13 protein-coding genes and 7 tRNA genes are annotated in these 19,432 nt (G+C 42.4%); 4 read left to right on the top strand and 16 right to left on the bottom strand.

Going from position 1 to position 19,432, the window contains the following annotated elements:
* Positions 1–189: 189 nt before the first annotated feature.
* The 10 genes from SC428_RS18500 to nagB form a co-directional block, all read right to left on the bottom strand.
* Positions 190–264, bottom strand: a tRNA-Gln gene (locus SC428_RS18500).
* Positions 265–295: 31 nt separating this feature from the next.
* Positions 296–380: transfer RNA gene (locus SC428_RS18495), tRNA-Leu, on the bottom strand.
* An 8-nt stretch (positions 381–388) separates the two neighbouring features.
* Positions 389–465 (bottom strand) — tRNA-Met (locus SC428_RS18490).
* Positions 466–536: 71 nt separating this feature from the next.
* Positions 537–611 (bottom strand) — tRNA-Gln (locus tag SC428_RS18485).
* A 34-nt stretch (positions 612–645) separates the two neighbouring features.
* Positions 646–720: transfer RNA gene (locus SC428_RS18480), tRNA-Gln, on the bottom strand.
* Between the two features lie 28 nt (positions 721–748).
* A tRNA-Leu gene (locus SC428_RS18475) sits at positions 749–833 on the bottom strand.
* A gap of 5 nt (positions 834–838) precedes the next feature.
* Positions 839–915, bottom strand: a tRNA-Met gene (locus SC428_RS18470).
* Positions 916–1,194: 279 nt separating this feature from the next.
* Positions 1,195–2,418 carry a DNA-binding transcriptional regulator NagC gene (nagC, locus tag SC428_RS18465; protein WP_070925050.1) on the bottom strand — a complete coding sequence of 408 codons (1,224 nt, stop codon included), beginning with the start codon at positions 2,416–2,418 and terminating at the stop codon, positions 1,195–1,197.
* Positions 2,419–2,429: 11 nt separating this feature from the next.
* Entirely contained in the window at positions 2,430–3,593 is a 1,164-nt protein-coding gene (nagA, locus tag SC428_RS18460) for an N-acetylglucosamine-6-phosphate deacetylase (protein WP_070925049.1), read from the bottom strand.
* 77 nt (positions 3,594–3,670) lie between these two features.
* Positions 3,671–4,477 carry a glucosamine-6-phosphate deaminase gene (nagB, locus tag SC428_RS18455; protein WP_070925048.1) on the bottom strand — a complete coding sequence of 269 codons (807 nt, stop codon included), beginning with the start codon at positions 4,475–4,477 and terminating at the stop codon, positions 3,671–3,673.
* 447 nt (positions 4,478–4,924) lie between these two features.
* Here nagB and nagE point away from each other — a divergent pair, with 447 nt between their 5' ends.
* The 3 genes from nagE (at position 4,925) to glnS (ending at position 9,826) form a co-directional block, all read left to right on the top strand.
* Positions 4,925–6,952 carry an N-acetylglucosamine-specific PTS transporter subunit IIBC gene (gene nagE / locus SC428_RS18450; RefSeq protein ID WP_070925047.1) on the top strand — a complete coding sequence of 676 codons (2,028 nt, stop codon included), beginning with the start codon at positions 4,925–4,927 and terminating at the stop codon, positions 6,950–6,952.
* Positions 6,953–7,122: 170 nt separating this feature from the next.
* A complete protein-coding gene (locus SC428_RS18445) occupies positions 7,123–7,938 on the top strand; it encodes a sulfite exporter TauE/SafE family protein (RefSeq protein ID WP_070925046.1) in 816 nt (271 codons plus the stop codon).
* 220 nt (positions 7,939–8,158) lie between these two features.
* Entirely contained in the window at positions 8,159–9,826 is a 1,668-nt protein-coding gene (glnS, locus tag SC428_RS18440; RefSeq protein ID WP_070925045.1) for a glutamine--tRNA ligase, read from the top strand.
* A 1,036-nt stretch (positions 9,827–10,862) separates the two neighbouring features.
* Here the strand turns inward: glnS and kdpE are convergent.
* The 6 genes from kdpE to kdpF are packed head-to-tail and all read right to left on the bottom strand — an operon-like array spanning position 10,863 to position 18,689.
* The gene (gene kdpE / locus SC428_RS18435; protein WP_070925044.1) at positions 10,863–11,546 is read right to left on the bottom strand and encodes a two-component system response regulator KdpE; all 684 of its coding nucleotides are present in this window, start codon (positions 11,544–11,546) and stop codon (positions 10,863–10,865) included.
* A complete protein-coding gene (gene kdpD / locus SC428_RS18430) occupies positions 11,518–14,238 on the bottom strand; it encodes a two-component system sensor histidine kinase KdpD (RefSeq protein WP_140187564.1) in 2,721 nt (906 codons plus the stop codon). The genes kdpE and kdpD overlap by 29 nt, the downstream gene beginning before the upstream one ends.
* 8 nt (positions 14,239–14,246) lie before the next feature.
* Entirely contained in the window at positions 14,247–14,840 is a 594-nt protein-coding gene (gene kdpC / locus SC428_RS18425; protein WP_070925043.1) for a potassium-transporting ATPase subunit KdpC, read from the bottom strand.
* A gap of 10 nt (positions 14,841–14,850) precedes the next feature.
* The gene (gene kdpB, locus SC428_RS18420; protein ID WP_318709513.1) at positions 14,851–16,908 is read right to left on the bottom strand and encodes a potassium-transporting ATPase subunit KdpB; all 2,058 of its coding nucleotides are present in this window, start codon (positions 16,906–16,908) and stop codon (positions 14,851–14,853) included.
* 13 nt (positions 16,909–16,921) lie between these two features.
* Positions 16,922–18,625 carry a potassium-transporting ATPase subunit KdpA gene (gene kdpA / locus SC428_RS18415; protein ID WP_318709511.1) on the bottom strand — a complete coding sequence of 568 codons (1,704 nt, stop codon included), beginning with the start codon at positions 18,623–18,625 and terminating at the stop codon, positions 16,922–16,924.
* Position 18,626: 1 nt separating this feature from the next.
* A complete protein-coding gene (gene kdpF / locus SC428_RS22210; protein ID WP_369113979.1) occupies positions 18,627–18,689 on the bottom strand; it encodes a K(+)-transporting ATPase subunit F in 63 nt (20 codons plus the stop codon).
* A 441-nt stretch (positions 18,690–19,130) separates the two neighbouring features.
* On the opposite strand from kdpF, the gene SC428_RS18410 reads away from it, so the two are divergent.
* Positions 19,131–19,337, top strand: a complete 207-nt coding sequence (locus SC428_RS18410; protein WP_070925041.1) for a YbfA family protein — start codon at positions 19,131–19,133, stop codon at positions 19,335–19,337.
* Positions 19,338–19,432 lie beyond the last annotated feature (95 nt).

Genomic DNA, 19,432 nt, shown 5'->3' with positions numbered 1-19,432 from the left:
ATGATCCTAATCTAGGCATTATTTGATAGTTAGCTGATGAAAATTACAGAGGAACTTAATTATTAAAGTGAAATAAAGAAAAGTGCTGTTTTGGCTTGATTTTTCATTGAATCATAAACAAAAAAACCACCCTTTTTGAAGGATGGTTTTTTTGTTTATGGCTGTTATTGAAACAGGCATATAAGAAGATGGCTGGGGTACCAGGATTCGAACCTGGGAATGCCAGGATCAAAACCTGGTGCCTTACCGCTTGGCGATACCCCAATTGACAAATTTTTCTACCCAGAAGGATAAATGGTGCGGGAGACAAGACTTGAACTTGCACACCTTGCGGCGCCAGAACCTAAATCTGGTGCGTCTACCAATTTCGCCACTCCCGCAAATACTATGGTGGCTATGACGGGATTCGAACCTGTGACCCCAACATTATGAGTGTTGTGCTCTAACCAGCTGAGCTACATAGCCTTATACAGTAAAACTGCTTTCTTGAAAATCACTGTATGGGATTTTTTTCGACAACCCTAGGAGAGGAAAGATGGCTGGGGTACCAGGATTCGAACCTGGGAATGCCAGGATCAAAACCTGGTGCCTTACCGCTTGGCGATACCCCATCCGAGGGTGTCTCTAAATTTGTTTAATTTAAGATGGCTGGGGTACCAGGATTCGAACCTGGGAATGCCAGGATCAAAACCTGGTGCCTTACCGCTTGGCGATACCCCAATCTTAAATTCTTAACCGAGAAGGAAAATGGTGCGGGAGACAAGACTTGAACTTGCACACCTTGCGGCGCCAGAACCTAAATCTGGTGCGTCTACCAATTTCGCCACTCCCGCAAATATGGTGGCTATGACGGGATTCGAACCTGTGACCCCAACATTATGAGTGTTGTGCTCTAACCAGCTGAGCTACATAGCCATCTTTTTGCATTACCTTCGTCGGCGTTGCGGGGCGCATTATGCTAATTACCGCTGAGACAGTCAACAGCTTTTTTCACTATTTTTGTGAAAATGCGTCCGTTTGTTTGATGAATAATCATTTTGTCGATAAAGTCAGCAAAAAACAAGTCGCTAATCCAAAAAACTGTGAGCTATTACCGCAGATTGATTGTTTTTATTGCTTGAAATGGTGATTTAGATTCGCGAAATAACAGCAAAAAACCGAGCTGAATAACTCGGTTTTTAAGCTCAAATTGGATTAATTATCGAACAATTTTTGTAATAACTCACCGTTAAGCATCGCTCGTTTTGTGAGCGCAAAAGCACCAATTGCTGAATTATGTACCAGCTGAGATGTCACTACGGGGAGATTTTCACGAAAGCCTTTCAATGCTTGGGTATCAATGCAGCTTTGAATGGCAGGGAGAAGTATTTGCGCTGCTTCTGTAATATCCCCTGCAATCACGACTTTTTCTGGATTAAATAAGTTGATGGAAATAGCGATTGCTTTACCAATTTGGCGACCCACATGCTGGATCACTTCAGTCGCGAGCGGGTCATTTTTATTGGCCGCTTGGCAAATATGTTGGATAGAACATTGTTCAAGGGTCAGTGAGCTACTAAAGCCTTGCTCTAAGCGTTGTTTAACGCGGTTTTCAATAGCTTGATTTGATGCAATGGTTTCTAGGCAACCGAAGTTACCACAATGGCATAAATCCCCAAGAGGATCGACTTGAATATGGCCAATTTCACCAAGATTACCTCGATGGTTTAATAGGATTTCATTATTGATAACTAATCCAGCCCCTGTCCCTCTGTGAATTCGCACTAGTAGTGAGTCTTCGCAATCCTTTGTCGCGCCAAAGTAGCTCTCTGCGAGTGCTAAACTGCGAATATCATGCCCTACATAACAGGTAATTTTAAAATGGGCTTGTAGATTATCGATAAGGTGCCAATTATCCACTTTAATATGTGGCATATAGTGAACGATACCATTATGTGGATTGACTAGACCCGGTAAAATCACAGAAATGGCGATAAGTTCTTTTATGCGGCGCTGATTAAGGGCGATAAAATCTTCAATGGCTTCGATCAGCTTTTGTTCGACAGCTTGCTGGGATGGTTCTGAGATAGGATAGTGGGCATCAATGAGTTGTTTGCCACTGAGGTCATACAGTGCAACGGTGGCATCATAACGTCCTAAACGAACACCTATGGTATGAAAGTTTTTATGTTCTGAAACAATCGATATTGCACGCCGGCCTCCAGTGGAGGCCTGCTGATCAACTTCTTTGATTAAGCCACGTTCGAGTAGCTGACGAGTTATTTTAGTCACACTTGCAGGCGCAAGTTGGCTCTGTTCTGCTATCTGAATACGAGATATTGGGCCTTGTTGGTCAATTAGGCTATATACCACCGCACTGTTGAGTTGTTTTACCAGATCAATATTACCAATTTGCTTTAATGAATGACTATGGTTCATCAGCTATATACTCATTTTTTGTAGACTTCCTCGCCGTTGACGTAAGTTGAGAGGATTTGGAAGTCGTGGTTAAACGCAGTCAAGTTTGCAACTTTACCCGGTGCGATCGAACCCAACTGAGATTCAACGCCGATTGCCCTTGCCGGATATAACGTCGCCATCCTTAATGTTTCATCTAGAGCGATACCGACATGCTCTACCGTATTTTTAACTGCTTCAATCATTGTTAGTGATGATCCGCTGAGCGTTCCGTTCTCATCAACACACAATCCATCACGGTAGTATATGGTTTTGCCTGCAAAGATAAAATGATCCATTTCACCAGTTTGAGGATCAATTCCAGCAGGCGCTGTAGCGTCCGTAACTAAAACTAATTTATCACCTTTCAAGTGTTTACTGTTACGAATATTTGCCCATTGCACATGAAGTCCGTCTGCGATGATACCGGCATACACTTCTGGAGTATCGTAAATAGCACCAACCAACCCAGGACCTCTGCCAGAGATATAAGGCATGGCATTAAATAAATGGGTAGAGAAGCGAATGCCTGCTTTAAAGCCAAGGCGTGCTTCTTCATAAGTGGAATTCGAGTGGCCAGCTGAAACCACAATACCTGCATTTGTTAACTGGCGGATATAGGATTCATCGACCATTTCTGGTGCTAATGTCACTTTAGTGATGGCATCCGCATGGGCAGCTAAATAATCGATCATTTCAGCTGAAGGTTTACGGATAAATTCAGGGTTATGAGTCCCTTTTTTAATGATGTTGATATAAGGGCCTTCTAAATGTAGGCCAAGTGCTTGGTTACGATGAGTTTTTAGATATTCACTCATCACTTCAACACCATGCTTCATTAATTCATCTGAGCAGGTAATCAGTGTTGGTAGATAGCTAGTACAGCCAGTACGTTCGTTGGCTTTTTGCATTATCTCCAGATGTTCCAATGTCACGTTTTCTTTGTTGTCATTGAATTGGACGCCACCACAGCCATTGACTTGCAGATCAATAAAGCCGGGAGAAAGGATAGCCCCTTGTAAATCGTGCTGTTCGATATCAGCAGGAAGGTCTGCTAAAGGGCAGATATCTTTAATTAGTGTACCGTCAATAATGATTGCATGGTTATCTAATCTTTCATGGCCTGTATAAATAATACAATGAGTTAATGCATACATAGTCTTTGGCTCCTGACTTCTGGAGAGGTAAAACATTGGGTCACCGACTTGCTCTCACAAGTCGGGTGATCGAATGATTACTGGTTAAATTTTTCGATAATGTCAGATTCTAACTGAGTGAAATATTTAAGTGTTTTTACTTTTAATTCAAGTGTTGCAGGCTCATCACAGACAATCAGTGCTTTTTGGTGCATCTGTACACAACTTATCGTCCATAAATGGTTAACAGAGCCTTCAACTGCGGCTTGAACTGCATTTGATTTATTTGCGCCAGTGGCTAATACCATTAACTCTTCAGCGTCCATCAAGGTGGCAACGCCAACCGTCAGTGCAAACTTAGGCACTTGATTAACATCGTTATTGAAAAAGCGTGAGTTAGCGATACGAGTTTCTGGTGTTAGGGTTTTAATTCGAGTACGTGAACTTAATGATGAACCCGGTTCGTTAAACGCAATGTGTCCATCGTTGCCTACGCCACCCATGAACAGATTGATCTTGCCGTAAGACTTGATTTTGTCTTCATAGCGCTGGCATTCTGCATCAACATCTGGCGCGTTACCATTTAGTAGGTTGATGTTTTCTTTTTGAATATCCACATGATTGAAGAAATTATCATGCATAAAAGTGTGGTAGCTTTGCGGATGGTCTTCTGGGATGCCTACATATTCATCCATATTAAAAGTGACAACGTGTTTAAAGCTGACTTTACCTGCTTGATACAATGCAATCAGTGCTTTATAGGTTGCCAGCGGTGTGCCGCCTGTTGGTAAGCCTAAAACGAAAGGGCGTTCTGCTGTAGGGTTGAACGCATTGATTTTGTCTGCAATGTATTGAGCAGACCAGATCCCAACGTCTTGAGCATTTTTTAGCGGGAGGAGCCTCATGATACTTTACCTCTAGTGAAAGTCTGTTAATTCTGTGAAATATAAAATTTTTCTTCACTCAGCTAGCAAAGGTGACATGGCTTTATTACAAACAAGTGATCTTAGCCTGTGACTTTACTATTTCGAGAATGGCCCATGTTTCCTAATATTTTTCATTAACTATAGGTTATTTTAGGGCGTACCGATTCTCCATTAGTGGTACATCGAAATCCAGTAGATAAGTTATTTTTAATCATAAAATAAGTTTTCAATAATAGCCACTAATTTAGCCTCCTTACTAAAGTTATCATTGACATTTATCACAAATCACACCTATTTATTTTGTATCGCGAAAAAATTAATCTAGACTATGAAATTGCTATGCTCAATCACCTAAATTATTATTATGGTGTATGAACTATAAGATCCCGTAAATGGGGCAATAACTGGGCTATAAAGGGGGAGTTTGTGAATATTCTTAGCTACTTACAGCGGATCGGTAGGGCACTGATGGTGCCTGTGGCAGTACTGCCTGCCGCCGCAATCCTTATGGGGATTGGTTATTGGATAGATCCAGATGGTTGGGGCGCCAATAGTGCAATCGCGGCTTTACTGATCAAATCAGGTGCAGCAATTATTGATAATATGTCTGTGCTGTTTGCTATCGGTGTTGCCTATGGAATGTCAAAAGATAAAGATGGTGCTGCTGCGCTGACCGGTTTTGTCGGTTTTCTTGTTGTCACAACACTGTGTTCACCAGCGTCTTATTCGATGATCATGAATGTCCCGCTAGAAAGTGTTCCTGCGGCATTTAACAAAATTAATAACCAGTTTGTGGGTATCCTTGTTGGTGTACTCTCTGCTGAACTGTATAACCGTTATAGTGGTGTTGAACTACCTAAAGCACTGTCCTTTTTCAGTGGTCGTCGACTTGTGCCGATCCTAACCTCTTTCCTAATGATTTTCCTTGCATTCATCCTGATGTATGTATGGCCATTAGTTTATAATGGATTAGTTTCATTTGGTGAAAGTATTAAAGATTTAGGTTCAGTAGGGGCAGGTATTTATGCCTTCTTTAACCGTTTATTAATTCCTGTTGGTCTGCACCACGCTCTGAACTCTGTGTTCTGGTTTGACGTTGCAGGTATTAACGATATTCCTAACTTCCTTGGTGGTGCTAAATCAATTGAAGAAGGTTTGGCAATTCCTGGTATTACAGGTCGTTACCAAGCAGGCTTCTTCCCAATTATGATGTTTGGTTTACCGGGCGCGGCGTTAGCTATTTACCACTGTGCACGTCCTGAAAATAAAGCAAAAGTTGCAGGTATTATGCTTGCTGGTGCTTTCGCTGCATTCTTTACAGGTATTACTGAACCGCTCGAATTCTCATTCATGTTTGTGGCTCCTGTACTGTATGTTATGCATGCTCTGTTAACGGGTATTTCAGTATTTATTGCAGCGTCAATGGAATGGATTTCGGGCTTCGGCTTCAGTGCTGGTTTAGTCGATATGCTGTTGCAATCACGTAACCCACTGGCATTAAATTGGTGGATGCTGATTGTTCAAGGTTTAGTCTTCTTCTGTATTTACTACGTCATCTTCCGTTTCATGATCCGTAAATTCAACCTGTTAACCCCAGGCCGTGAAGTGAGTGCGGGCGATGAAACCATCGATGGCTATGATGAAAACTTGAGCCCTGTAGATAGCACAGACAGCGAAATTCAAAAAGAGGCTCGCCAATATGTTGCTGCGGTAGGTGGTAGCGATAATATTACTGGTATCGACGCATGTATCACTCGTTTACGCTTAGGTGTAAAAGATGCGGCGATTGTCAACGATGCGATGGCAAAACGCCTTGGTGCGTCAGGAGTGATTCGCCTGAACAAGCAAAGTGTCCAAGTTATTGTGGGGACACGTGCTGAACTAGTTGCAGCGGCAATGAAAGATGTTATTGCTAAAGGCCCTATTGCAGGCTCAGCACCAACAGCTGCACCTGAAACAGCGAAAGCGAGTGAATCTGCGAAAGCAAAAGGTGAAACGGTTCTATCGTTAGTTGCACCAGTTAGTGGTGAAGTTTTCTCGCTTGATGATGTGCCTGATGAAGCATTCTCCAGCCGTATTGTTGGTGATGGTATTGCTATCAAGCCAACCAGTGATGAGGTATTAGCACCTGCATCAGGTACGGTAGTGAAAATTTTCGAAACTAACCATGCATTTTGTTTAGAAACAGACAATGGCATTGAGCTAATTGTGCACATGGGTATTGACACTGTTGCATTGAAAGGTGAAGGCTGCGCACGTTTAGTGGAAGAAGGTAGCGAAGTGAAAGCGGGTACACCTATTCTGAAACTGGATCTGGCTTTCTTAGAAGCCAATGCAAAATCTATGATCAGCCCAGTTATTATCAGTAATATTGATGATTTTGCAGGGGTTGAAATTTTAGCTGAAGGTAATGTGACTGGCGGTGAAACGGTCATTTACAATGTGCTGAAATAGTCAATAGACTTATTATATTATTGACAGAGCGAAGGGAGGCGATTTATGCCTCCCTTTTTTTGATCTTAAGAAAAGTTGGCGAAATTTCAAAGTAACTTGTCAGGAATGCGTAAGTCAGCCGTTATTCTCCTCGGTAAGATAACATTACAATAACAAATGGAGATATACCTGTGACTGTATTACTGTGCCTTTTTGGTTTTCTATCTGGGATCACAACGGCTTTATTTGGTTTTGGTGGCGGTTTTATTACGGTTCCCTTGTTGTATGCCTTAATTAGCTTGGTGTGGGGGCCGCAAAGTGAGGCTAATGATGTTGCAATGCAAATCGCTGTTGCGACATCAACTTGTGTGATGATTTTTTCGGCATCGGTATCTAGCCAAGCTCACTACCGCAAAGGAAACTTAAATTGGTCAATCATTCGTCCTTTTATTATTCCAATTTCATTAGGTGGGATTGTTGGTGCATTTGTTGCACTGTCAGTGGAAAGTGAATGGATCCGCTGGGTGTTTATTGTTTACTTGATTATCACTATCTTGGATTGTTTCATTCGCCCAGGTTTTATGAAAACCGATTCGAATGGCATCCAACCTTCTAAAGGTGGCATTTTTGCGGATACACCTATTGGAGTAGTGATTGGCGCGGTTGCTGCGTTTCTTGGTGTGGGGGGAAGTGTGATGACAGTTCCTTTAATGCGTCGACGTGGTGCGAGTATGATCCAAGCGGCGGCGTTTGCGAATCCGTTAACATTACCGATGGCGATTACGGGGACGCTAACTTACCTCTACTTTGCATTGACGAAAGATATTGAATTGGGTAGTGGTTTTATTGGCATGATTTATATTAAAGGCGCATTAATTTTAATTGCGACCTCATGGTTAGGGATCCGTTTTGCTGGTTTATTGATGCCTTATTTAAGTGATAAACGTCATGCACAAAGCTATCCAATTTTATTGTTTGTCGTGTTATGTGTGATATTAGCTGCGTAATATAACGATTGTATACTCTAAATAATTCGTGTTACAGCTAGGCGGCCAGTGAAGATAGTCGAGGAGCATAGATAACTATGTGACTCGGCTAGCTAAACGCAGCCAACAACGCTGTGGCGCGAAGAATGAAGAGTATATGAGATCAAACGGTTGTTTCCTGACAGATTATGGTAGACTATAGCTTGCTATTACGCGCTTTTGGCATTGAGGAATGATGACAATGAATGAGGCAGAAACTCGCCCAACAAATTTTATCCGTCAGATCATTGATGAAGATCTGGCGAGTGGGAAACACACTTCGGTACAAACTCGTTTTCCACCTGAACCAAATGGCTATTTGCACATTGGCCATGCAAAATCAATTTGCTTGAATTTTGGGATCGCACAGGACTATCAAGGCAAGTGTAACTTACGTTTTGATGATACTAACCCTGTTAAAGAAGACGTTGAGTACGTTAATTCGATTCAAGAAGATGTGCAGTGGCTCGGGTTCCAATGGAGCGGTAAAGTTCATTACTCTTCTGATTATTTCGATACTTTGTATCAATATGCCATTGAGTTGATCAATAAAGGATTGGCTTATGTTGATGAGCTGAGCGCAGAACAGATCCGTGAATACCGCGGTACCTTGAAAGAGCCAGGTAAAAACAGCCCATATCGCGACCGTAGTATTGAAGAAAACTTAGCACTGTTTGAAAAAATGCGTGCTGGTGGCTTTGAAGAAGGTAAAGCTTGTTTACGTGCAAAAATTGATATGGCGTCACCTTTTATTGTGATGCGTGATCCGGTTTTATATCGTATTAAATTTGCCGAGCACCATCAGTCTGGTAATAAATGGTGTATTTACCCAATGTATGATTTCACGCATTGTATTTCTGATGCGTTAGAAGGTATTACACATTCATTGTGTACATTGGAGTTCCAAGATAACCGTCGTTTATATGACTGGGTTCTTGATAATATCACCATTGATTGCCACCCTCGCCAGTACGAATTTTCACGCTTAAACCTTGAATATACCGTGATGTCTAAGCGTAAGCTGAACCAATTGGTTACTGATAAATTGGTTGAAGGTTGGGATGATCCGCGTATGCCTACTATTTCAGGTTTACGTCGTCGTGGTTATACCGCGGCATCTATCCGTGAATTCTGCCTACGTATTGGCGTGACTAAGCAAGATAACAACGTTGAAATGGCATCGTTAGAGTCTTGCATCCGTGACGACTTAAACGAAAATGCCCCTCGTGCAATGGCGGTTATTGATCCTGTTCGTTTAGTGATTGAAAACATGCCTGCTGGCGAAGAGATTTTAACTGCGCCAAATCACCCGAACAAGCCAGAGATGGGCACACGCAAAGTCCCATTCAGCAATGAATTATATATTGATCGTGCTGATTTCCGTGAAGAAGCTAACCGTCAATATAAGCGCTTGGTATTAGGTAAAGAAGTTCGCTTGCGTAATGCATACATTATTAAAGCAGAACGTGTGGAAAAAGATGCAGAAGGTAACATTACAACGATTTACTGCACCTATGACCCACAAACACTGAATAAAGACCCAGCAGACGGACGTAAAGTCAAAGGGGTTATTCATTGGGTTAGTGCTGCACATGCTCTACCTGCTGAAATCCGTCTTTACGATCGCTTGTTTACGGTAGCAAACCCAGCTGCGGAAGAGGATTTTGTCTCCGTTATCAACCCTGAGTCATTAGTTATTCGCCATGGTTTTGTTGAGCCAAGCTTACGTGAAGCTGCAACAGATAAACCCTATCAGTTTGAGCGTGAAGGCTATTTCTGTGCCGATAATCGTTTAAGCCGTGCTGATAAGTTGGTGTTTAACCGTACCGTAGGGTTGCGCGATACATGGGCTAAGATCGAAGCGCAATAATTTCCTCGTCATACTTCGCACCACATCGTTGTTGGCTGCGCTCAGCTAGTCGGGTCACATAGTTATCTATGCTCCCCGACTATCTTTGCTGGCCGCCTAGATGTGGTACGAATTATTTAGAGGAAATACTGTGATGGCTAATGGCTTCAAGGCGACAGATAAAATCTTAGGATCTTAGTGATGCTAAGATTTTTTTATGTCTGCTAATTTAATCGCGTTATCTATGCTCCTCGACTATCTTCACTGGCCGCCTAAATGTGGTACGAATTATTCAGAGGAAATGCTGTGATGGCTAATGGCTTCAAGGAGTCAGCTAAAATCTTAGTGTCTTAGTTGATGCTAATATTTTTTTATGTCTGCTAATTTAATCGCGTTATCTATGCTTCTCGACTATCTTTGCTGGCCGCCTAAATGTGGTACGAGTTATTTAGAGGAAATACTGTGATGGCTAATAGCTTCAAGGCGACAGATAAAATCTTAGTGTCTTAGTTGATGCTAAGATTTTTTTATGTCTGCTAATTTAATCGCGTTATCTATGCTTCTCGACTATCTTTGCTGGCCGCCTAGATGTGGTACGAATTATTTAGAGGAAATGCTGTGATAGCTAATAGCTTCAAGGCGACAGATAAAATCTTAGTGTCTTAGTTGATGCTAAGATTTTTTTATGTCTGCTAATTTAATCGCGTTATCTATGCTTCTCGACTATCTTTGCTGGCCGCCTAAATGTGGTACGAGTTATTTAGAGGAAATACTGTGATGGCTAATGGCTTCAAGGCGACAGATAAAATCTTAGTGTCTTAGTTGATGCTAAGATTTTTTTATGTCTGCTAATTTAATCGCGTTATCTATGCTTCTCGACTATCTTTGCTGGTCGCCTAGATGTGGTACGAATTATTTAGAGGAAATGCTGTGATGGCTAATGGCTTCAAGGCGACAGATAAAATCTTAGTGCCTTAGTTGATGCTAAGATTTTTTTATGGCTATAAGATAATTGAGCTGCTTATGAAATAGCTTTTAAGCATTGTGTAAATATTCACTAGGGCATAAAGCGATAGCCAATCCCAGTTTCGGTGAGTAAATGGATAGGGCGGGCAGGATCATTTTCCAGCTTTTGCCGTAAATGGCCCATATAGATGCGTAGGTAATGATTATGCTCAACATAACTGGGCCCCCAAACTTGTAGTAGCAGGTGGCGTTGAGTGAGCACTTTGCCACTGTTGGCGACTAGCTCACTGAGTAAGCGAAACTCGATTGGTGTTAGGTGCAGTTCTTCATTTTGTTTGCTGACGATCCGATTAATAAAATCAATACTGATATCACCAAATTGAAATACTGAGCTTTCTTGAGTGACTTTACCAAAGCGCCGTAAGGCTACACGGACTCTAGCCAGTAATTCACTAATGCCAAAAGGTTTGGTCAGGTAGTCATCAGCTCCCGCATCTAATGCTGCAACTTTTTGTGATTCTTCTTCACGTGCGGATAATACGATAATTGGAATGCTGCTCCATTGGCGTAAATCACGGATCAGATCTAACCCATCACCGTCAGGTAAACCCAGATCCAGTATTAATAGATCAGGCTGACGAGTCCCTGCTTCAATGAGGCCTCGATGACAAGTTTCAGCCTCAAAAACTTTCAAGCCTTCCCCCTCCAATGCTAATCGGACAAAACGACGAATTTCTTTTTCATCTTCAATGATCAGTATTTGATGGGGGTTCACAATAGTTAGTTATCTCTTCAATATCAGGTAATGATTTAAAAGGTAAAACAAAGTGGAAGCTGGCTCCACCTTTTTTATTATTTTCAGCCCAAATTTGCCCATCATGTAATTGAATAATAGCTCGACAGATGGCTAAGCCAAGGCCAACACCGGGGATGGCGGACTCTTTTTGTGCCCGTGAAAATTTATCAAAAATAATGTTTTCTTGTCCATCGGGGATCGCATTACTCGCATCCCAAACCTCAATATGTACTTGATTATCTTCTATTTTAGCACTAATTCCCATTGGCGTGTCAGTATCACTGTATTTGACTGCGTTCTCAAGTAGATTAATCAGTACTCTCTCAATTAAATTGCCATCACAGTAAAGTAATAGATCCGCAGGGATCTCAATAGACAAAGGGTGGCTATATAATGTGTAATCAAGTGTCCTTACTGCACTACCGGTAATTTCTTGTAATGACTGCCATTCAAAATTAGGTTGAATACTTCCTGATTGTAAGCGTGCCATATCCAATAAGTTATTCACTAAACGTGAAGTACTGAGTATTTGCTGACGCATTTGGTTAACTTGTTCAGTATAAGGCGAATTTTCAGCGCTAAGGTTTAAAGTTAAAATTTCAGCTTGGCCAAATAGTACAGTAAGTGGCGTTTTTAAATCATGGGATAGTGCAGCGAGTAATGAATTACGTAATTGCTCGCGTTCGATATCGAGTTTTGCCAATTCCGCCTGTTTTGCCAATTTTAAACGTACAAGTGCATTCGCGATTAACCCAGTGAAGGTTTGTAACATTCGTTGCTGCTCAGGGATCAGCAACTGACGTAAATTACTAGGTTCAATAGCCAGTACAGCAAGTGTCTGATCAGCTGTAGTAATTGGCTGTAATTGATAAGGAACACTTGGCAGTGTATCTGTACCTGCGCCAGCAGGTTGGCGTTTCTCGAAGCTCCATTTAGCTATGGCTTGGTCAATTTGCATGGGGCTGTAGCCTTCACAAGATAATGGTGCTAAATGGTTATCTTCATCTGGCAATAATAAGCAGGTTTTTGCTTGAAAGGCATTATTAATGAAATGATACCCTGTTTTGCCAATATCTTGTTCAGTAAGCGCTTGACCTAATTCTTTTGTCATTTCATATAAATGGCGTGTACGTTGTTCTCGATAGCGTGCTATCCGAGCCTGATAGCGCATGCCCGCAGTTAAATTACCCACGACAACACCGACAATTAGCATCACAGTAAATGTCACTAAGTACTGCATATCCATGATGGCTAGAGAAAAGTGAGGTTGAACAAAAAATAAGTCAAAACTAATCACGTTAACTAGGGCTGCAAAAACAGATGGGCGGCGGCCATAAAAGAGTGCGATTAAAACGACGCCAAGTAAATAAAGCGTAACTAGGTTGGCTTTATCGAAAGCGAGTAAAAAAGTTCGTGAGAAAAGGGTAATTGCGGCGCACATCGCAATCGCCATTAAAAAGCCGTTAACATCAGTGCGCCATTTTTCCGTAAAAGGTTTACGCTCAGGATCTTTTAGCCAATCATGTTTTTCTTCGAGTGCCACAATCACTAAATCAATATCAGGTCCTAATGCACCTAACCGTTCGGCAAAACTTCTACGAGTCGTGAAATCAAACCACTTACGGCGCTTAATACGCCGACCGATTAAAATTTTACCCAGATTATGCTCTCGGGCGTAACGTAACACGGCTTTTTCTTCGGATGGATCAGATAGGGTTGCTGTTTCAGCACCGAGATCTTGTGCTAAGCGCAATGCTTTAAGAATGGCTCTACGATGACCTTCAGGTAACTGATGTAAGGTGGGTGTTTCAACATAAACAGCATGCCAAACAGAGCCTAATTTGGCGGCCAGTCTTGCTGCTGCACGAACGAGTTTTTCATTACCACTGTTGTGACCGATGCAAAGCAGTAAGCCATCGCGAGTATGCCAAACAGGCGCTTGCCCTTTACCATCACGAAACTCACGCATTTGCCCATCAACGCGATCAGCGGTACGTCGTAAAGCAAGCTCGCGTAGTGCAATTAAATTACCTTTACGAAAAAAATGCTCAATAGCGCGTTCAGCTTGCCCTGGGATATAGACTTTGCCTTCTTTTAAGCGCTGACGCAGATCATCAGGCGGTAGATCCACTAAGACAATTTCATCAGCAGCATCGAAAATATGATCAGGGACGGTTTCACGAACGCGGATCCCCGTAATACTTCCCACTACATCATTCAAACTCTCAATATGTTGCACATTAATGGTGGTTAGAACATCAATACCCGCATCGAGTAACTCTTCGACATCTTGCCATCGCTTAGGGTGACGGCTTCCCATTGGATTACTGAAGGCGAGTTCATCCATTAAAATAATCGCAGGGTGCCTTGCTATTGCAGCATCAATATCGAAGCTGTTCATACGGCGTCCGCGATGATTTAAGCGGCGCGGTGGCAGCAGAGATAGCCCTTCGAGTAGTGCGGCAGTTTCTTCTCTTTCATGTGTTTCCACGACCCCAACCAGTACATCTAACCCTTGTGCGCGTAATCGTTGCGCTTCTTGTAGCATGGCGTAGGTTTTTCCGACGCCTGCACAGGCGCCGAAAAATATTTTAAGTTTGCCACGCCCACTTTCATTCGCTTTTATCAGTAGTTCGTCTGGGTTTGGGCGAATTGGGTCTTGATTATCCATAGCTAGCCTCAGTGAGCCGGTAGGTTAAGCTGTTGTTTTAGCTCATCCAGAGCCATATTGAGTTGCAATACATTGACGACAGGTTCGCCGATAAAACCAAATAATGGTTTTTGGGTTTGTATGGCAATCAATGATTCTACGTCTTTTAGTGGCAGCTGTCTGTTTTTCGCAATACGTGGTGCTTGGTAGAGCGCTGCGGAGACTGAAATATCAGGATCTAAACCACTCGCTGAGCTAGTTAATAGATCCACAGGTAATATCGATGTTGCATCTGGGTTTTGCGCTCTTAATTGTTGACTACGTTGAGAAAAAGCTTCATTTAGTTCAGGGTTACTGACCGCAAGGTTACTCGCACCGGATGCGAGAGCATTATAAGGGTGATCAGCGGTCGCGGAGGGGCGCCCTAAAAAGTAATTCTCAGATTGGTAGTTTTGACCAATTAAAACCGAGCCAACTACACGGTTATCTTGTTCGATTAAAGAGCCTTTAGCCTGCCAAGGGAATAGGACATTGGCGATCCCCGTGACAAATAAAGGATAGGCAACCCCAGTAATTATCGCCAGTAACGCTAATACTACGATAGATGAACGGAGCATATTCATAATTGATCCCTTATAAACCAAATAGACTGATGATCATGTCAATCAGTTTGATACCAACAAATGGCACGATCAGACCACCTAAACCGTAAATACCTAAGTTTCTTTGTAACAATGACTGTGAGCTCATTGGGCGATAGTTAACCCCTTTTAAGGCTAATGGGATCAAAAATACAATGATCAACGCATTAAAAATCACAGCAGATAACAAAGCGGACGCTGGTGAGTGTAGATGCATAATGTTTAGCGCATTCAGTTGCGGCCAAGTGACAGCAAAAGCAGCTGGAATGATGGCAAAATATTTAGCGATATCATTAGCGATACTAAAAGTGGTCAGTGAACCACGTGTCATTAGCATCTGCTTACCGATATGAACGACTTCAATCAGTTTGGTTGGATTCGAATCTAAATCAACCATGTTACCTGCTTCTTTTGCTGCTTGGGTGCCTGAGTTCATCGCAACAGCAACATCTGCTTGAGCAAGGGCTGGGGCATCGTTTGTTCCATCACCGGTCATAGCAACGAGACGTCCTTCGGATTGATATTGGCGGATCAGCGCTAACTTGGCTTCTGGGGTTGCTTCAGCTAAAAAATCATCAACACCTGCCTCGGCAGCAATCGCCGCAGCTGTAAGATGGTTATCACCTGTGATCATTACGGTTTTGATCCCCATACTGCGCATTTGTGCAAAACGTTCTTTGATACCACCTTTCACAATATCTTTTAGCGCAACGACACCAAGTACGGTTTGGTTATCAACCACTACCAATGGTGTTCCACCTTGATGGGCAACTTGTTCCACTAATTTGTCCGCTTCGAGAGGGAATTTACTATGATTTGCTTCAACATACCGGCGTATCGCATCCGCTGAGCCTTTACGGATCATGCGTTCGCCGACGTTGACACCACTCATTCGTGTCATTGCTGAAAATGGTACAAAAGTGGCATTTAGAGCATGTATATCTCTTTCACGTAAATTAAATTTTTGCTTAGCCAGTACAACGATGCTACGACCTTCAGGAGTTTCATCGGCTAAAGAAGAAAGTTGTGCAGCATCCGCAAGTTGTTGCTCTGTTACCCCTGCAAGCGGTAAGAAGGCGGAGGCTTGGCGATTACCTAAGGTAATGGTGCCTGTTTTATCCAGCAATAACACATCAACGTCACCGGCAGCTTCGACTGCTCGACCGCTAGTCGCGATGACATTGGCGCCTAACATGCGGCTCATCCCAGCAACACCGATAGAGGAAAGTAGGCCGCCAATGGTGGTTGGAATTAAACAAATCAGTAAAGCAATTAGCACTAAAATCGAAACAGCGCTGCCTGCGCCCGCATATTCTGCGGAGAAGAGGGTGAATGGGTACAAGGTTGCACAAGCTAATAAAAAAATAATGGTCAGTGCAGTTAATAAAATAGTGAGTGCAATTTCATTGGGTGTTTTACGACGTTGTGCACCCTCGACCATTGAAATCATACGATCAAGGAATGTTTCACCTGGATTTACAGTACATTCAACAATTAACCAGTCTGAAAGTACGCGTGTTCCGCCTGTAACAGATGAAAAGTCGCCCCCTGATTCACGAATGACTGGGGCAGATTCGCCAGTAATCGAACTTTCATCAACGGATGCGCCACCTTCAATGACTTCGCCATCACAAGGGATAGTTTCACCAGCGCGGATCAGCACAATATCCCCTTTGCGCAGTTGATCTGAATTGACGGTTTCCTGTGCAGCATCTAAAGAAGCAGCGGCAAGACGTATTGCACTACTGAGCTTTTTAACGCCTTTAAGGCTAGCGGCTTGCGCTTTACTGCGCCCTTCAGCAAGGGCTTCAGCAAAATTGGCAAATAGCACAGTAAACCATAACCAGAGGGTGATCATGCCACTAAACCAAGCGTTACCTTCACTATGACCCGTTAACATTGCCAGCCAAAGTAGCGTCGTGATGATGCTGCCAATATACACGACAAACATCACTGGGTTACGCCATTGCGCTTGTGGGGTGCATTTTTTTATGGCATCGATTATAGATTGACGAACTAAAGCACTATCAAACAGTTGAGTTTTTTTCATTTTATTTCCCTCACTATGCCGCTAACCAAATTTGCACATGTTCTGCGATCGGACCTAGCGCAAGCGCAGGAACGAAAGTTAGAGCACCGATGAGTAAAACGGTTAAGATTAATAAACCAATAAACACAGGGCCATGTGTTGGTAAGCTTGCCATCGTGGCGACTTGAGGTTTTTTCATTGCCAGTGAGCCTGCAATTGCCAGCACCGGAAGGATCACACCAAAGCGACCTAGCAACATAGCAATAGCCAGCGCGATATTATAGAAAGGTGTATTGGTACTTAATCCAGCAAAAGCACTACCATTATTATTGGCAGCAGAAGAGAAGGCATAGAGGACTTCACTAAAACCATGTGCGCCTGGGTTAAAAATAGCAGCGCGTCCAGCTTCAGTCATCAATGCGAGAGTGGTACCACAAAGTACTAAGGTTGGGGTAACTAAAATGGCAATGGCGACCATTTTCATTTCACGAACCTCAATTTTTTTACCTAAATATTCAGGTGTACGGCCAATCATTAAACCTGCGATAAATACGGCTAGTAAAACAAATAACAACATGCCATATAAACCTGAGCCAACCCCACCAAAGACCACTTCACCAATTTGCATCAACCACATTGGTACCATGCCACCTAAAGCAGTAAAGGAATCATGCATCGCATTGACTGCGCCACAAGAGGCTGCGGTTGTGACGACCGCATACAGTGCTGAACTGAGAATACCAAAGCGGCTCTCTTTTCCTTCCATGTTGGCTGTACTATTGGCAGAAAAATCATTTAAGAATGGATTACCAATATATTCAGCATAGATAACGGTTGCTGCGGCAATGACAAAAATGATTGCCATAGTCCACAGCAGCGCATTGCCTTGTTTGTTATCGCCAACAGTACGTCCAAAAGCAAAGCACAGTGCTGTTGGGATTAAGAAAATAGCTAACATCTGCACAAAATTGCTTAAGGCAGTTGGGTTTTCAAAAGGGTGAGACGAGTTAGCGCCAAAGAATCCACCGCCGTTGGTACCTAATAACTTAATGGCTTCTTGGGAAGCAACTGGACCCATTGGGAGTAGTTGAGCTGAGCTATTTAAGTTATCACTTAAGATATAAGCGGAAAAATTTTGGATAACGCCTTGGCTAACGAAAAATAACGCAAATACGATCGCTAAGGGCAGTAATAGGTAAAGCGTAATGCGAGTTAGGTCTATCCATGCATTACCCAGTGTTTTGCTACTGTGGCGAGAAAAAGCACGGATTAAGGCAAAAACGACGGCAATACCTGTGGCAGCAGATAAAAAATTTTGTACCGTTAAACCGGTCATTTGGCTTAAATAGCTGAGGTTGCTTTCACCACTATAGGACTGCCAGTTAGTATTGGTAACAAAGCTGATGGCAGTATTAAACGCCAGATCCCAATTCATTCCTGAAAACTTTTGTGGGTTGAGCGGTAAGCTATCTTGAAAAACTAATAAGACAAATAACAGAATAAAACCTAAAAAATTGAATAATAAGATAGCTAATGCATAGCGTAACCAGTTCATTTCAGCCATTTCGCGGCCTGGCTGTTTTAAGCCACTACAACGCCAAATTACCGCTTCAGCTCTTAGCATAAAACGTGGCATATCACCTTCAATTAAGCTGGCAATGAATAGGCCTAATGGTTTAGCCAGTACCAGCAGAACTAATAGGAAGCTGGCAATAAGTAAAAATGCATTTGTGGTCATCTTAAAAATCCTCCGCGTTTAGCAAGGCGTAGATCAGATAAACCAGCAGTAAAACAACAAACACTGCCCCAACAATGGAAAGTAGCGACACAGTAGTTTCTCCTTAATATTTCCATGGAGGTAGGATAGGGATTGCGTTGTAAAGAAGCTGATAAAAATAGAGATGGGCGCGTAAAAAAAGTATAAAAATGGTGATAAAACAGTCAGCCACTGTCACTGTAGGGTTATAATCAAATGTTACTTTAATGTGTTAATTTTGTTTCTTTTATTCATTTGGATGTTAATTATTGTAGGAAAACTACAAATTGTGCGATTTTTTGGCTCTTTTTTAAGGAGTAAGTGGTCAGATCAGTAGTAAAGTTACCAATAAGGGCGTATCATTAAGTCAGTTAATTATCTTCATACTATCTGTGCGATTTTGGTCTCTCTTAAATGGGTGTTATGTGTGAGTTGAAGGGGCAAACTAAAATCGGCAAATAATGTGGCTACTGACAGGAGGATATCGATGTCCACATATCGCGAATATTCCCGTAATCAGGTTATTTTACGCCGCGCTGCTGCGATGTCTGCTGGCATACTTGCGTTTCCGGTTATGGTTTTTCATCCACAACGAGCAAAATTTTATAGTTACCTTTATAAGGTCTGGGCTAAAACAAGCGATAAACCTGTTTGGCTTGAGCGCTCAGAAATGACAATGGATACACATCATTAATCACGATTGTATTCATTAATAGATCCCCATAATAACCGTGTTATGGGGGTTGATTCCCTTCTTAAATATTTATCATTTCCATTCGAACTCATTTC

The sequence above is a fragment of the Providencia sp. 2023EL-00965 genome (assembly GCF_033550225.1).
Lineage (GTDB): Bacteria > Pseudomonadota > Gammaproteobacteria > Enterobacterales > Enterobacteriaceae > Providencia > Providencia manganoxydans.
This window is presented reverse-complemented; position numbering and strand designations above follow the sequence as displayed.

Bases quoted from the DNA above. Each gene is read 5' to 3' on its own strand.
- nagC (WP_070925050.1), bottom strand. From the start codon at position 2,418: ATGAACCATAGTCATTCATTAAAGCAAATTGGTAATATTGATCTGGTA.
- nagA (WP_070925049.1), bottom strand. From the start codon at position 3,593: ATGTATGCATTAACTCATTGTATTATTTATACAGGCCATGAAAGATTA.
- nagB (WP_070925048.1), bottom strand. From the start codon at position 4,477: ATGAGGCTCCTCCCGCTAAAAAATGCTCAAGACGTTGGGATCTGGTCT.
- glnS (WP_070925045.1), top strand. From the start codon at position 8,159: ATGAATGAGGCAGAAACTCGCCCAACAAATTTTATCCGTCAGATCATT.
- kdpD (WP_140187564.1), bottom strand. From the start codon at position 14,238: ATGGATAATCAAGACCCAATTCGCCCAAACCCAGACGAACTACTGATA.
- kdpC (WP_070925043.1), bottom strand. From the start codon at position 14,840: ATGAATATGCTCCGTTCATCTATCGTAGTATTAGCGTTACTGGCGATA.
- kdpB (WP_318709513.1), bottom strand. From the start codon at position 16,908: ATGAAAAAAACTCAACTGTTTGATAGTGCTTTAGTTCGTCAATCTATA.
- kdpA (WP_318709511.1), bottom strand. From the start codon at position 18,625: ATGACCACAAATGCATTTTTACTTATTGCCAGCTTCCTATTAGTTCTG.
- SC428_RS18410 (WP_070925041.1), top strand. From the start codon at position 19,131: ATGTCCACATATCGCGAATATTCCCGTAATCAGGTTATTTTACGCCGC.